The sequence below is a fragment of the Bacteroidota bacterium genome (assembly GCA_016706255.1).
GTDB lineage: Bacteria > Bacteroidota > Bacteroidia > Chitinophagales > BACL12 > UBA7236.
This window is the reverse complement of sequence record JADJJZ010000011.1, coordinates 72,094-87,671: the sequence shown is the minus strand read 5'-3', so window position 1 is coordinate 87,671 and position 15,578 is coordinate 72,094. Positions and strand designations below refer to the sequence as shown.

Below are 15,578 nucleotides of genomic sequence, written 5' to 3'. Positions count from 1 at the left end.
CGAGTTTTGTTCTGCAGACAGTAACTTTACACCTTATTATATATATGGAAATCACCGAAAAAAGGATTTTAGACGCGCTGCGGAATGTAGATGATCCGGACCTGCACAAAGATATTGTAACCCTTGGAATGGTTAAAAACATTCAGATTGAGGGCAAAAAAGTAAGTTTTACCGTTGAACTTACCACCCCTGCATGTCCCATGAAGGAAGAAATTCACCGCGCCTGCATGAATGCCGTAAAACATCTTGTGGATAAAGAAGCGATTGTGGATATCAATATGAGCGCCCGGGTATCGTCGGTACGGGGCAATAATGAGGTTTTGCTGCCGGGTGTTAAAAATATTATTGCCGTTTGCTCGGGAAAAGGTGGTGTTGGAAAGTCTACCGTTTCGGTCAATCTGGCACTTGGCTTGTCTAAAACGGGGGCCAAAGTGGGCATTATGGACGCCGATATTTACGGTCCGAGTATACCCCTCATGTTGGGCCTTAAAGACGCTAAACCGAAAATTGTAGAGCAAAACGGTAAGGCTATGATGATACCGCTTGAGGCTTATGGCCTTAAATCGCTTTCTATTGGCTATCTGGTCGACGAAACCCAGGCGGTGGTATGGAGAGGCCCAATGGTGAGCAGCGCTTTACGTCAGTTTGTCACAGATTGTATTTGGGGCGAATTAGATTACCTCATCATCGACCTGCCTCCGGGAACGGGCGATGTGCATCTAACGCTGGTGCAAACGGTGCCAATTACGGGAGCTATTATAGTTACCACGCCTCAGGAAGTAGCATTGGCCGATGCGCGAAAAGCGGCAAGTATGTTTAACTTGCCGAATATAAATGTGCCGATAATCGGTGTGGTTGAAAACATGGCGTATTTCACACCTGCTGAGTTACCGGAGAACAAATATTACATTTTCGGAAAAGGCGGTGGCGATTTGCTGGCGAAGGAATATATGGTGCCATTGTTAGGGCAATTGCCGCTGGTTCAAAGTATTCGCGAAGGCGGAGATAGTGGTAAGCCGGCAATTTTGGACGATAGTAATCCGATTTTACAGGCAGCTTTCGACGAGGTGATTAATAATACAGCGCGGTTTATTTCGATACGCAACGATGAAAAAGCTGCCACCAAGGTGGTGGAAATCACAAGAGGGTAATTGATTAATTTGATTAATTTTGCATTAGTTATGACAACGAATATGACATCTATCATGGAGCAGGTTGAAATTTCGCTCGACACCATTCGTCCTTATCTCAAACAGGATGGCGGTGATATTCAAGTGGTAGAAATTACCGACGATTTAGTTGTAAAAGTAAAACTGCTGGGCGCCTGCGAAAACTGCCCAATGAGTTTCATGACCATGAAAGCCGGTGTCGAAGCAAGTATCAAAAAAGCAATACCGGAGATTAAGGGAATTGAAACGGTAGCTTGAAGTTGTAAAAGGAACGCAGATTTAACGGATTAGACGGATTTTGACGGATTAATTTATCGTAAGGATTGACATTTTGTTTCCAATTTTTGTTCTATTAATTTTTGGAGCAGCAACATCGCGCTTGCGATTGGAATTTTGTTCCGGTGTTCCGCTCCAAATCCTCGTCCGCCCCGGCGGCCTGCGGGTTTTCCGCTACACCCCGGGCTAGAATATCAGTAAATGTTATTATTCACATTTTATTTTTAGGAGGGTTTAATTTGAATATTTATTATTTGAATTAATTAAAAACTTTAAATAAACTATCAGGTATTTTAAAAAAGTAGAACATTTTATGTTCCAATTAAATGAACAGGAGGTTGAACTTATGGTATCGCAAAATGCGATACCATCCAAAAAACAATTAGGAGGAACATTGCCATATGCATTTACCGAGCATGGCATATTAATGTTAGCCAATGTTTTAAAAAGTGAAAGAGCAATAAAGGTTAGTATCAAAATAATTGAATTGTTTGTGAAGCTACGTGAATTCTTTGTATCACATGCTGAACTAAAATTGGAATTAGAACGAATCAAACTTAAAATTGAAAATCAGGATAAAAACATTGAAGTTGTTTTCAGTTATATTGACGAATTAATGAAACAAAAAAAACAGCCCCGAACACAAATTGGATTTCAGCTTCCTGAAAAAATAAAGAAATAAATGAACGTTTCAAAGTATATGTGTCTATCTCCTACGCTCCAAACCAGTCCTGTAAGGAAGAAAGAATGGTAGCAAAACCCACCCACACGCCTCAATCAAGTCCTGTAGGGACGAAAGAATGGTAACAAAAAGCCCCCGGCGAAGAATGGTAACAACACTCACCCACACCCCTCAATCAAGTCCCGTAGGGACGGATGCATTTGCGCCCAGTTAATTCATCATATCATTAAAGAGGTAAAAACGGGAAAAAGCGCGGATAACATATCAAATAAATTAACAACAAAACATTTAATCCTAAATAACAATAATAATTTCCCGATTTCCAAAACATTTCGCGCTCTTTAAAATAAATCAAACTATTAATTAGCAGCATTAAAGAGAAACAAGTAAAAATAATGCGGTCAAATTGTTTTGGCGTAAACAATTGCGATGCCGGTTCAAAATAATCGTATGTTAGCATAATAATTCCTAAGCAAACAAGGTTAGCCACTGGCAAAATGCGGCCGGATTTGTTTAATTGGTAATTATTTACAAACTTGGTTAAGTTCATTTAATTCATCATTTAGTGTGCCGGTCTCCAAAATAAATTTTATTTCTGTTTGGTCCAATAAAACGGAATCTTCCATAATATTGGAATAATACTTATAATTCTCCTGAATCTGTTCGCGGAAATAACAATTACCATTTTTCCGCATCCAATATACAATCATATAATCTTGAAGTACATTATTTCTTTTTTCAATTTGTTTCGTAAAAGTCCTTTTTAACTCTGCCTCACTCCTGGTATTGGCAAATAAAACGAAATACATTTCATCAATATTATACTCCTTAGAAACATGAGGATATTTATGTCCAAGAAGCATCATTGATAGAAAAACAACAAAAATATACAGTGCAATATTTATACCCTTTAGCATAATAAAATAAATAGTTTTGGCAGCCTACAAAATTATTTGAAGCTATAACTGCCCAAATCTCCTACCCTCTCCATTCAATTTGTTGCTTAACCCTCATTAACACATTATAAATTCCGTAGACAAATATTCCAATCAAACAATATTGATACCATGCACCCTGAGCGGACATATTTGAAATATGATACCCTAAAAACAAACTTACCAGAACAAGAATGATAATATTGGCATATACATTAAAACGAAACCCTTGTTTATAAATGAAAAAATACAACATCAAGGTCGCGAACATGGTGATGAGAAGGGTAATTAGGGTTGATTGCATGGTGGTTGGTTTAAAAAGTTATAGTCTACAAATATAGTAAAAATTATTAACCACAACAAATCGGCAACCCTATTGATATTGGGGCATTTAAGAATCAAATGAAATTAAACGTTTTGTGGTGAAATTATAATACAGGGTATGTATAAATGGGTCATCATAAACAAATATTATTTTTTTTAGGAAATACTGCTTTAGGTATGATGTCTCATCAGTAAATTTAATATATCGGACGAAAACAATTTTATTGCCATTACTGTCTAAACCACATACATATTGCTGCCAGGGAGATAAACTTATTACTGTTGAGTCAAAATATGCATATGTTTCTGAGAATATCGATTTCATCTCAATTTTATCCGGATTCCAGGGGCTTGCAAAAATTTTGCTCGCAAAACCGGGGATTAACAAAAATGAATTGAACACAACAACTGCACCCGAATCATTTTCCGGCGACGTATAAATGACATTGAAATTTGCTACTGAATCGGAATTGTTGCTAATTATATTTTGACCAAAAGACTTATCCCCATACCCGTTTAAGGATAAAATAACAAGGAATAATTTCAAGCATCGGGAAATACAATTTATTTTAGTCATTTTGATGAGTTTTGATACTTAATTACTTCCTGCTGATTCCTCAGAGAGTATTTTTTTTAAAAGTTTCATCAAAAATATGATTTTAGGCTTTTCTATTGAACATTTAGTTCGTAAAAAACAATATGAATTTCAATAGGATTTTATTAAGTTTAATTTTCAATCCATGTGCGAATCTCCTAAAAGACCAGTAGCAACTGGTAACAATGCACAACACCCTGAAGCAAGTCCCGTAGGGACGACAGAATGGTAACGAAAAATGCCCTCCACCAAACAACCAGTCCTGTAAGGACGAAAGAATGGTAGCAAAGAACACCCACACACATCGTTCAAGTCCTGTAGGGACGACAGAATGGTAACGAAAAATGCCTTCCACAGAAAAACCAGTCGTGTAAGGACGAAAGAATGGTAACAACACCCACCCACACCCCACAACCAAGTCCTGTAGGGACGACAGTATAGTAACTAAAAATGCCCTCCACCAAACAACCAGTCCTGTAAGGACGAAAGAATGGTAGCAACGCACACCCACACCCCTCAAGCAAGTCCTGTAAGGACGACAGATTGGTAACGAAAAATGCCTTCTACTGAACAACCAGGCTCCTTTTTGTTGCAAATAAAGCATAAAAAATGGCTGAACTTATTCAAACTAATTGTTTTATTCGCAATGATTTCTTATGTTTACTGAATCGACATGTTACGATATTGTAAACAATAAAAAATGAGCAAGATAAAACTGTTTAATCAATTCAAAAATTCAGGGTTCAGTTTGGATTGCAGACGATTCCATTCGGAATTATTTATACGAAAATTATTTAAAAGTGATTTTTAAATTAAAGTTGAAAAAATAATTCAAAATTAATGAAGTTAATTTTATTCTTTTTATTTTCATTTTTTTCAATTAAAGGTTGTCTGCTTAGTCAGACAACCTTTAATAAAACTATTGATTTTGCTAATGGGGATGAAGTTGGCTGGTCATTAGTAGAGCAAGATGATGGGTATATATTGATTGGAGGAGGATGGGGAATTGAAATTGGCGATTATTTTGACCAAAAACTTAAATTTGCAAAAACGGATTTAGAGGGAAATATCTTATGGACAAATTTTATCGGTGAGCCTTCCATACATCTTTTTTGCGGTCCACAATCCGGCATAGTAACCCAGGACGAAAACATTGTATTTTGTGGCAGTAAATTATCAGCAATAACATATTCTGCCATTCTTGTAAAATTTAATCCAAACACCGGAGATACAATATTTTTAAAGGAATTTGATTTTGATGATGACCTAAAAGGACTTCAGGTAATGGAGTTAAGCGATGGAAATTTGATAATTTTAGCTACAGATGATAACGATATATATGGCAGTATACTAATTAAAACAACTGCCGATGGTGAATTTATTTGGCAAAAACCCTATGGAAATTCAAATGAAATTGCCTCAACAAGTTTTGATATTAAAAATGATACCATATACTTAGTAAGTAGAAACCTCTTTTGCACACCAGAAGGATATAAGATTAGGTCAATAGATATTGATGGCGAAATAATCCAAGAACTCCTATTTGATGAGGATTGTCCTAGTATGGGATTTTTATCCAATCAAGGAGGATACTATGGAGTTGGAGCCAATTTCCCAGTCCCACCCTATCAATCATTTGTTTATCGAACCGATATTGATGGCAACATTCAGTGGCACTACAACACAAGTTTTGATTTGGATACATTAGAATATGAGGATTTATTCCCGGAACTTATTCGTGAATTGCCAAATGGTGACTTAATTGTCGGTGGTTATTTTGCCTCAAACTATCTTGGGACTTATTTTGGTTTAATTAGTAAAATAAATACGAATGGGGAACCATATTGGGAAAGGATTTATATTTCATCCATAGATGTTTATGACGATAGTCGTTTATTAGATATGGAAATTGGTAGTGCAGGTGAAATTGTTTTACTTGGATCAGGCTTTAGTGAAATTGGAATAGAAAATCAAAACTTTTGGTTGTTGAAGCTTGATAGTTTAGGATGTTTAGTTCCAGGTTGTGATTCAATGGATGTTCAAACCTTTGATATAACAATTGATAACGATCAAATTTCAGTCTATCCAACTCCATCGAATGGATATGTCACAATTTCGACACAATTGACACAAAGCGGACTATTTTTAATCGAATTAATAAATATTTCCAATCAGACTGTATTTAGAAAAGAAGATGTTTATATCGCCGAGGGAAAATTTGAAACAACAATACATCTAGAAGATTTGCCTTCCGGGATGTATTTAATTACTTTAACAAGTGCTGAATTTAAAACATCGCTTAAAATGATGAAGAAATGAGTATTAAATTGTAAAAAAAGGTGAAATAAAACGATGATCTTGTATGCTACTAATTGTTGTATATAATGGTTTTCAGTATAAACTTTGAGTTATTTAGAGCCTCATCGAGACTTAGTGGTACATTGACTAAAATAAATAATCCTCCCAATGTTTAACCATTTTAAAACTGCTTAATATTTTTTTTGAATCGACCAACTATATCTAATTTAAAAATCTACTCTTTAATAATTTTTAAAATTGTTTTATAATCGCCAGAACTAATTTCAATAAAATACATACCTGCGGGTCCTGGAATGTTGAGTTTCAAGTAATTGGTATCATTATGTTTTGACATTAATATTTGTTGTCCCCAAATGTTGGTTATTGTGACAGTAAGGTTATTATGGCTTGCACCTAAGTCGATATTCAATTCACCTTTAGTTGGGTTTGGATAAACTACAATTTTATTAGAAAAGTTTGTTTCTAAAATACCTACCTCAACAGCTGATGAATAAATTCGCGTATGGCCTGCATGATATCCTGAATTTGAATTATAACGAGCACCAATAGCAATTGTATTTGCGTTAGGCATGCTTACTGAGCAGCCGGACTCATCACCAACCAATTCACCGTCAAAACTACTTAGGAGCATCCATGTGCTGCCATCCCACTTATAGATGCGCGCTTGGCCGGCATCTAAACCGTTTCCATCTGCACGATGAGCGCCTATTGCTATTGTGTTATTATCAGGCATACTAATTGAATAACCAAATTCGTCATTTGCTGCTGCTCCATCAATATCTATCCCTTTTTGTGTCCATGTAACGCCATCCCAGGTGTAAACGCGAACATGGCCGGCGTTTGAAGCATTTCCGTCATTACCCCATGCTCCTATGGCAACTGTATTTGCATCAGGCATATTTACTGCTGAACCGGAATAATCGTCTGCAGCCTCGCCATCAATATCAGGACCTTTTTGCACCCAATTTAATCCGTCCCAAAAATAAATGCGCACATGTCCGGCATGGTAAGTTCCTCCGTCATTGCGATGCGCTCCAATTGCAACTGTGTTGGCATCAGGCATACTTACAGCGTGGCCGGAAAGGTCTTCTGCCACCTCACCATCAATGTCGCCACCTTTTTGTATCCATGCAACCTCATTCCAAACGTAAATTCTAACATGTCCGGCATCATTTCCATTACCACCGTTTTGATAAGCACCAATTGCCACTGTATTTGCATCGGGCATGCTTACTGACCAACCAGAGCGGTCATCAGCTGCTTCTCCATCAATGTCTGCACCTTTTTGTATCCAGGCACTTCCATTCCAATTGTAAATTCTTACATGACCTGCATTAATTTCACTTCCGTCATTTAAATAAGCACCAATTGCAATCGTGTTGTTGTCCGGCATATCTAACGACCAACCCAAACGGTCTTGATCCGCCTCTCCTTCAATGTCTTCTCCCTTTTGCAACCATTCGCTGCCGTTCCACGAATAAATTCGAACATGCCCTGCATTTAAACTACTTCCATCATTTAAATAAGCGCCTATGGCAATCGTATTACCATCAGGCATACACACCGAAGTGCCGGCCTCATCCTCAGCAGCTTCCCCATCAATATCTAACCCCATTTGTATAAAACTTTGTGCAGCAATTGGCCTTGTCAAAGCGAATAGCACAAATATTAATGTTAGTATTTTATTCATTCTATCAAATTTTAACTGTTTTCTTATTTCATTTGAAAAAAACAATTTACAAATTTAATGCACCGAAGTTTGTTTGATATACCACAATAGGGTGATATAAATAAATACGTTTTTTAATAAAAAGGCCGCATTTATTTGAGTTTGGTATAATTGTTTTATGTCCAGAGGCTACAGGATCAAGAGTTCTGTTTGTATCAAAAACAGAATGCGTAAACCACCAGTCCTGTAAGGACGAAAGAATGGTAGCAACACCCACCCACACCCCTCAAGCAAGTCCTGTAGGGACGAAAGATAAAATTATTTATAGATTTCTAAAAACGTGAATGTTTGTTCTTTTTTTCTTGTTTCAAATTCCTCTTTTGTAACAATTAAAACTTGCTCAGGATATAAAACATACCCTATACCTAAAATATAATACATCAATTGCTGCGATTTAAAGTCAAACCCTTCAATAAAAATATATTCATTATTAGCCCAAATTCGTTTTATGTCATGCACCAAAACCTGATAACCTGAAGCCCCTTCTAAGAGATATATTAACGTTTTACCCGAATGACTTGGAACTTCAGCCACATAATAATTTGTACCAATTGGTTTTGATTTTGAATAAATACCCGTATCGCAAGAAAATAAAATAATTAAAAAAACCGGCAGTGTTATTTTGTATATATAATTCATCAAATATAAAATTATTCAACACAAAAAATCAATACTCCCTCAATCTCCTACCCTCTCCATTCAATCTGTTGCTTAACCCTCATCAACACATTATAAATTCCGTAGACAAATATTCCAATCAAACAATATTGATACCATGCGCCCTGAGCGGACATATTTGAAATATGATATCCCAAAAACAAACTTACCAGTACAAGAATGATAATATTGGAATATACATTAAAACGAAACCCTTGTTTATAAATGAAAAAATACAACATCAGGGTCGCGAACATGGTGCTGAGCAGCGCAATTAGGGTTGATTGCATGGTGGTTGGTTTTAAAGGTTATGGTCTACAAATATAGTAAAAATTATTAACCCCAACAAATCGGCAAACCTATTGATATTGGGGCTTTTAGGAATCAAATGAAATTAAACGTTTGGTGGTGAAATTATAAAACAGGTTATGTATAAATAGGTCATCATAAACGAATATTATTTTTTTTAGGAAATACTGCTTTAGGTATGATGTCTCATCGGTAAATTTAATATATCGGACGAAAACAATTTTATTGCCATTACTGTCTAAACCACTTACATATTGCTGCCAGGGAGATTGACTTTTTACTTTTGAGTCAAAATATGCATATGTTTCTGAGAATATCGATTTCATTTCAATTTCATCCGGGTTCCAGGGGCTTGCAAATATTGTGCTCGCGAAACCAGGGATTAGCAAAAATGAATTGAACACGACAACTGCACCCGAATCATTTTCCGGTGACGTATAAATGACATTGAAATTTTCTACTGAATCGGAATTGTTGCTAATTATATTTTGACCAAAAGACTTATCCCCATACCCCTTTAAGGATAAAATAACAAGGAATAATTTCAAGCATCGGGAAATACAATTTATTTTAGTCATTTTGATGAGTTTTGATACTTATAATTCCCCTACCGAGTTACAATATAGTATTTTTTAATAAAAAAAGGAAAGGCAAATCAAATATATGGATTCAGACTCTTTTTTTGACTATGCAATTGCGTGAAATCAATATACATTGCTTGATCCATGCCTGTTTGACTGGCCTAGCAAACTGCTTCTATTTGCGATGACTCCCAAGAACCCACCCAGCGCGCCGTTCCTATCAACAGCCGTTCTGCGCTCATGTATCCTTCGACTTTGCAAGCAGCAAGCAATATACTTACTGCTCTATTTTATGTAAAATGCATCATTAAGCCGTAAGGCAACCAAGCTAATATTTTTTTTTAAACTTGGATATTTAATTGCATTTTCATATATTTACAGTAAATAGTAACAAAATGCAATTGACAAGTAACCATAATTTGTTCAAGAGGCTATATTTACCATCAGGTGCCTTGTTACTTTGTCATACTTTTTATAAATATTACAACAAGGTTTTACCTTTGTTATTACTCATATTAAAAAGTCTTATTTTATTTAGTCAACCTACTATTGTTCAAACTTATTGTTTTGGGACAACCGCCGATGATTATTTTACAGATGCCATTATTACAAACGATCAAAATTTATTAGCATTAACGTTTTATGGAGGTTCCGATGGAGATGCAACGGATTTTGACACCTTATCATATCCAAGTATTTTAATGAAATTTGATACTTCGCTTAATTTAATTTGGCAAGTTGGTTTCGGTGGCTCAGATGGATTTACAACTTTAGAAGATATTATTGAATTTAACAGTGAATATTTATTAGCAGGTATATCTACTGCAACAAATGGAACATTCTCAGGTAATAATGGAGGTCAAGACATTGTTATACTTAAAGTTGATTCAAATGGTAGTGTTATTTGGGGGGAATCCATCGGAAGTTCGGGTTTAGACACTTATACAAGTATTTTAGCAACATCAGATGGTGGGGCGATTATTACAGGCAGTTCTGCTTTTGAAGATGGCGATATCCCCAATCACTATGGTTCTTCAACTTCGAGAGATGTAATTGTAGTGAAATTAAATTCATTGGGATTAATTGAATGGGTTCATAATTATGGTGGCAGCGATGACGAAATTCCATTAGGTGATCCTGTTGAAATTGAACCCAATAAATACGTAATTCAAGCTCAATCGCAATCATCAAATTTTGACTTGATTGGACTTGGTTTGGTTGGAGAAACTAAACGATGGTTATTTGAGCTAAACAATTATGGTGACATTATTAAAACAAATGTTATTTCATCTTTAAATGACTTGACTATACAAGACGGTGAAATATTTATTAATGATAATCATACAATTACAATAGTTGGCTGCGGATATGCTTCATCTCTATTATTCCCGTCTCCAGAAGGACATTCTGGTTTTGAAGGTGCCGTTGGTTACATAAATGATAGTTTGGAATTGACCAATATGTCACAGTTTGGTGGTACAGGAACAGATTTCCTTTCAACTCACACAGAAGATGAAAATAAAAATAACTATTTTATCGGATTGAGTTCGTCATTAGATTTCGATCTACCGGATAACTATAATAATGGCTCTGCTTCTGATTATTGGCTCATGAAAACTGATAGCAATTTAAATTTAGTTTGGTCAATGAACTTTGGTGGAAGCACTTTGGATGGCGAACTAGGTGGATCGCATTTTTATGGGGGTCTGGTAAAACTTAACTCATCACTCTTTTTTTTCGGCAAATGTCCAGTCCCAGATACATTACCAAATTATGATATAACATGTGGGCACCAACTTGGAATTCCATTCATTTGGACAACAGATGCCTGGATTGTAAAATTCAAACTTGAAAGCAGTCCAATCGTTACAAACCCTATCAGCAATTTATTTAGTGTGTTTCCAAACCCAACTTCAGGACAAATCTCTATAAGATATAGTGGTAATCACTTTCCAGCTTTGTTAGAGATTTATAATACTATAGGGCAAAAGGTTTACTCAACCGAAATTGATTCAATGCTAACAGAGTTAAATACGAGTAATTTCAAAAGTGGGCCTTATTTTTTTACACTCATTATAAATGGTGAAATAATCTCGAGCTCCTTAGTTTATGTCAATCATAAAAATAATTGATTATGATAAAATTCACATCAATCCTTGTGCTTTTGACCTCTTTCTCAATCCGATTAACCTTTGGTCAAGATCCTGTTAGCTGTAATCCTTCGTATTTACCATCCAACTGGAAATTAATTGGGCCTGTTGATGACTATACTGTTAGCAATATGGGCCGAGCAATCAGTGTTTGGGTATCTCCAAATAACCCACAGTATATTTTGTTAGGAACAAGAGCTAGTGGCCTTTGGAAATCAACAGATGGTGGTGCAAATTGGTCAAATTTAACAGGGTTTCAACTACCTGCATGCGGAGTCCAAGGTATTGCTGTTTATGATAACGGCACGCCATTAGCAAACGACGATAGAATTTATTTAGCTACACAGTTCCTTGGAACTGAAATTAATGAATATTCGGTTGGAATTGCATTTTCAAATAATAATGGTATTTCATGGCAATATGATTATTCAATGGATATTGATCCAAGCTTAGTAGGACATCCGTTTACTAGAACAGGCAATATTGGAAGCATGCATCTGTTTTTAAAACCGGGTAGTAGTGATCTTTATGTATTAAATGGCCCCAATATTTATGTAAAAAATTTAACGACCAGCGACTGGACCTTTTAAAACCTTAGATGATTTCACAACTGGTTCACAGCATTATTCAAGCGAAATTGATTTTTTACCAGAGAATCCAAACTTTCAAGTAATTAGTTCAATTGGGGGCAGTACATCTGATGTATATTATACGCCAAACGCAGGATTAACTTGGTTGCCAGTTCCTACTCCTGCAGCTCCTGTGCCACCACCAGGCTCTACGTTAGTTGATTTTAAATGTAGTGCAGTTTGTGCAAATGCAACCACTATGTACATTTATTATTGTTTTTCTTTTGATGCAGGTACTGACATTACTATCTCCTATTTATATCAATATGACGTTTCCAACCCCTTTTCAATTTCAATCGCCAATACGCATGATATTAGTGGCTTGACATCAGGATACTATGCCGATGATAATCTTTATGAATTAAGAGAGTTGTTGGTTTGTCCAGACGCATTAGATATGTGTTTCATCCGTCGAGCACAGGGTGAATTATTCAAAGCTGATCTGCCAAATTCATCTGATCCGATTGTATTTTATACAGCAAGTCGTTATTATGGTGCAAATACTCATGCCGATATCAGAGCCATGGCTTATTATCAGTCTGATATTGAAGATTATATATTTATTGCTCATGATGGAGGTATTAGCCGTTGTGCAACGAAAGAACTAATATTTGATGGAGGGCCTTTAGATAATGACGGTCAATGGGTAAATATTAATGGCCACGGCTTAGCAATTACTGAATTTAATGCATTTTCTAACTCTGAGTTAGAGGATAATAAAATTTTGGCTAGTTCGGGCGATGGGAATGGTTACTTAATCACAAAAGACCCTTTAATACCCAATAACTTGACTTTTAATAATAGACTAGGGCAAGGTGATTATGAAAGAGCAAAAATATCTCCAATTGATCCAAACATTGGCGTATACCATGTTAATGGAGGTTTTTTCAAACCATCAATAACGTGGACGCTCACATTAGCCCCTGGTGGATATTCTGCGCACGAACTCTTTATTCCAAAACCGAATCCTGCAGCAGGTTTTACTATTAACGATGATGAAGCCGGTTGGTCATACCGGCCATTTGATTTTGATAAAAGTGGTAACTTTTTTGAAGGAACAGTCGATATTTTTCAATTTAGTAAAGAATTAAGTGGAACCTTTACAAATGGCCCTGCCAACACCTACTTTCAAAAAAGTGCAATTTATTATAAGGATTTGGATGTTTTAGCAACGGAACCTCAATCTAAGGAAGCAATTTCAACATTTATAAGAGTTGAGAATTGGCCGCTATTAACCGATACTACCTATTATATTGCCACCAAGGGCCCCAAAACAATAACTGATAATATTAAATTTGTCAGATCAATTTATCATAGTGCAGGGGGTGATCCATACGAAGTAAATGATCGAACACCTAATATTATAGATGGAGATGTACTTAGTCAAATTAATTATTCTTGGATAACAGACATTGTCATTGATCCTCATAACCCTCTAGAGATCTGGATTGCATTTGGAGGTACAAAAATGAGTTTTGACCATAACTACTTAACAACTAATTCTCGTGAAAAAAGTGGTCGGGTATACTATTCCATGGATGGCGGATTAACTTGGATAAATAGATCAATAGGTCTCCCCAATTACCCTGTTTTAACTTTGGAATATTGGAATGGGACAAATGATGTTTTGTTTGCTGGTACAGATGTTGGTGTATTTATATGGCACAAAACGCCAGGTACTACATCTGGGGAAGGTGCATGGGAATGTTTCAATGACAATCTCCCATACTGTAGCGTAAATGACCTCGAAATTAATAATTGTTCAAGCACGCTCCGAGCAAGCACTTTTGGATTTGGAATTTGGGAAACACCATTACCGATAATTTCTTCCCAAATAGAAATTACTGGAGATATAAATTGGACTCAATCAATGGATGCATATAGTGATATTGTCATACATACAGGTGCACGTCTAACGATTGTAAATTGCGAAGTTAGAATGCGGCTAAATGGAAAAATTATTGTAGAAAATGGTGGAGCGTTAATTGTTGATGGAGGAACAATTACTAACCATTGTGATTTCTGGCAAGGAATTGAAGTTTGGGGTAAAGGAAATAGTGTTGCTCATCCCATTTCTGTTGGAAATATTTATTCAGGTGCATATCCTGTTGATGGGGATGATCATGGTGTTGTTTTTATTAAAAACGGTGGCACTATTGAAAATGCTGTAACTGGAATAACAACATTTAATTCAACATCGCCAACGGACAATTCATTTTATGGGGGAATTATCGTAGGTAATACAGCAATTTTCCATAATAATCAAGTTAGTATAGACATGAGACCTTACGATTATTCACCTACAAATACTAATGATGATAATATCAGTGAATTTGTCAGTTGTAATTTTATTAAAGATGAAACATTGCCTTGTGAAACGATTTGTCCTGCTGATGTATTTTTAACCGATGTGGATGGTATTGATTTTAGATATTGCAATTTCACAAATACATTCAATAATTGTATTGATGTAAACTATCCAATTGCGATTAAAAGTATCAACGCAACATATAGAGTTGAAGGCGAACTTTGTGAAGGTCTTGCTGAAGAAGGTTGTGAAGTGCAATACTCAAATTTCTCCGGATATTATCGAGCAATTTACGCAGCGAATACAGCAGCAAGGCCAAGAAATATATCAATTTATGGAGTAAATTTTACAAATAATGAGCGGGCAGTGTTATTTTCTGCGGTAACGAATTCAGATATTACCCGAAATAATTTTAAAGTTCCAGATTACAGTACTAAAACCGGATATGGACTTTATCTTGAAGGTTGTATAAATTACCAAGTTGAAGGTAACTATTTTACGAAATATGAAACCTTAAGTTCAAGCTCCAATTATTGTTCAGGAATATTAATTGAAAATAATTCAAATGCTTCAACTGAGATTTATAGAAATACTTTTGAGGATATAGAAATTGGCATGAGAAGCCAAGGTAATAATTCAAAACTTCAAATCCATTGCAATACCTTCCTTTCACCTATTGCAAATTACAATATTATCGTTACTTCAGGAACTCTTGGTAATCAAGGAATCTGTAATGCTTCTATTACACAACCAGCAGGGAATCAATTTAGTCATGACGGAGGTTCCGAAAGTGATTTCAGAATTATCCCAAGCATTACGTTGAATTACAGGCATCATACTGAAAGCATTTACATACCAAATGATTATACAACAACAAAATTACTTTACACAATTGCAATGTAAGTGGCGATGAAG

At 35.8% G+C, this 15,578-nt stretch carries 12 protein-coding genes; 7 read left to right on the top strand and 5 right to left on the bottom strand.

Annotated features, from left to right (window positions below):
* Positions 1 to 44 precede the first annotated feature (44 nt).
* From IPI65_14900 to IPI65_14890, 3 genes are all read left to right on the top strand, one after another.
* Positions 45 to 1,151: an Mrp/NBP35 family ATP-binding protein gene (locus IPI65_14900; GenBank protein ID MBK7442760.1), complete on the top strand. Its 1,107-nt coding sequence runs from the start codon at positions 45 to 47 to the stop codon at positions 1,149 to 1,151.
* 30 nt (positions 1,152 to 1,181) lie between these two features.
* Entirely contained in the window at positions 1,182 to 1,427 is a 246-nt protein-coding gene (locus tag IPI65_14895; GenBank protein ID MBK7442759.1) for a NifU family protein, read from the top strand.
* Positions 1,428 to 1,758: 331 nt separating this feature from the next.
* Positions 1,759 to 2,127: an ORF6N domain-containing protein gene (locus IPI65_14890; GenBank protein MBK7442758.1), complete on the top strand. Its 369-nt coding sequence runs from the start codon at positions 1,759 to 1,761 to the stop codon at positions 2,125 to 2,127.
* Positions 2,128 to 2,651: 524 nt separating this feature from the next.
* Here the strand turns inward: IPI65_14890 and IPI65_14885 are convergent.
* Positions 2,652 to 3,044, bottom strand: a complete 393-nt coding sequence (locus IPI65_14885; GenBank protein ID MBK7442757.1) for a hypothetical protein — start codon at positions 3,042 to 3,044, stop codon at positions 2,652 to 2,654.
* A gap of 409 nt (positions 3,045 to 3,453) precedes the next feature.
* Positions 3,454 to 3,711, bottom strand: coding sequence for a hypothetical protein (locus IPI65_14880; protein ID MBK7442756.1), 258 nt, complete (start codon positions 3,709 to 3,711; stop codon positions 3,454 to 3,456).
* A gap of 1,110 nt (positions 3,712 to 4,821) precedes the next feature.
* On the opposite strand from IPI65_14880, the gene IPI65_14875 reads away from it, so the two are divergent.
* Positions 4,822 to 6,300 (top strand): T9SS type A sorting domain-containing protein, encoded by a 1,479-nt coding sequence (locus IPI65_14875; protein ID MBK7442755.1) that lies wholly within the window; start codon positions 4,822 to 4,824, stop codon positions 6,298 to 6,300.
* Between the two features lie 214 nt (positions 6,301 to 6,514).
* Here the strand turns inward: IPI65_14875 and IPI65_14870 are convergent, their stop codons facing one another.
* The 3 genes from IPI65_14870 to IPI65_14860 form a co-directional block, all read right to left on the bottom strand.
* On the bottom strand, positions 6,515 to 7,990 hold the full coding sequence (locus IPI65_14870) for a T9SS type A sorting domain-containing protein (GenBank protein ID MBK7442754.1): 1,476 nt from the start codon (positions 7,988 to 7,990) through the stop codon (positions 6,515 to 6,517).
* 297 nt (positions 7,991 to 8,287) lie between these two features.
* Positions 8,288 to 8,668: a hypothetical protein gene (locus tag IPI65_14865; protein ID MBK7442753.1), complete on the bottom strand. Its 381-nt coding sequence runs from the start codon at positions 8,666 to 8,668 to the stop codon at positions 8,288 to 8,290.
* A 395-nt stretch (positions 8,669 to 9,063) separates the two neighbouring features.
* Entirely contained in the window at positions 9,064 to 9,321 is a 258-nt protein-coding gene (locus tag IPI65_14860) for a hypothetical protein (GenBank protein MBK7442752.1), read from the bottom strand.
* 650 nt (positions 9,322 to 9,971) lie between these two features.
* On the opposite strand from IPI65_14860, the gene IPI65_14855 reads away from it, so the two are divergent.
* The 3 genes from IPI65_14855 (at position 9,972) to IPI65_14845 (ending at position 15,566) form a co-directional block, all read left to right on the top strand.
* Positions 9,972 to 11,708, top strand: coding sequence for a T9SS type A sorting domain-containing protein (locus tag IPI65_14855; protein MBK7442751.1), 1,737 nt, complete (start codon positions 9,972 to 9,974; stop codon positions 11,706 to 11,708).
* Positions 11,709 to 11,740: 32 nt separating this feature from the next.
* Positions 11,741 to 12,316, top strand: a complete 576-nt coding sequence (locus tag IPI65_14850; protein ID MBK7442750.1) for a hypothetical protein — start codon at positions 11,741 to 11,743, stop codon at positions 12,314 to 12,316.
* Positions 12,317 to 12,461: 145 nt separating this feature from the next.
* On the top strand, positions 12,462 to 15,566 hold the full coding sequence (locus tag IPI65_14845; protein MBK7442749.1) for a hypothetical protein: 3,105 nt from the start codon (positions 12,462 to 12,464) through the stop codon (positions 15,564 to 15,566).
* The last annotated feature ends 12 nt before the right edge of the window (positions 15,567 to 15,578 follow it).

Coding starts and splice junctions, on each gene's coding strand:
- IPI65_14855 (MBK7442751.1), top strand. CDS start 9,972: ATGCAATTGACAAGTAACCATAATTTGTTCAAGAGGCTATATTTACCA.
- IPI65_14890 (MBK7442758.1), top strand. CDS start 1,759: ATGTTCCAATTAAATGAACAGGAGGTTGAACTTATGGTATCGCAAAAT.
- IPI65_14900 (MBK7442760.1), top strand. CDS start 45: ATGGAAATCACCGAAAAAAGGATTTTAGACGCGCTGCGGAATGTAGAT.
- IPI65_14885 (MBK7442757.1), bottom strand. CDS start 3,044: ATGCTAAAGGGTATAAATATTGCACTGTATATTTTTGTTGTTTTTCTA.
- IPI65_14860 (MBK7442752.1), bottom strand. CDS start 9,321: ATGAAATCGATATTCTCAGAAACATATGCATATTTTGACTCAAAAGTA.
- IPI65_14870 (MBK7442754.1), bottom strand. CDS start 7,990: ATGAATAAAATACTAACATTAATATTTGTGCTATTCGCTTTGACAAGG.
- IPI65_14895 (MBK7442759.1), top strand. CDS start 1,182: ATGACAACGAATATGACATCTATCATGGAGCAGGTTGAAATTTCGCTC.
- IPI65_14865 (MBK7442753.1), bottom strand. CDS start 8,668: ATGAATTATATATACAAAATAACACTGCCGGTTTTTTTAATTATTTTA.
- IPI65_14880 (MBK7442756.1), bottom strand. CDS start 3,711: ATGAAATCGATATTCTCAGAAACATATGCATATTTTGACTCAACAGTA.
- IPI65_14875 (MBK7442755.1), top strand. CDS start 4,822: ATGAAGTTAATTTTATTCTTTTTATTTTCATTTTTTTCAATTAAAGGT.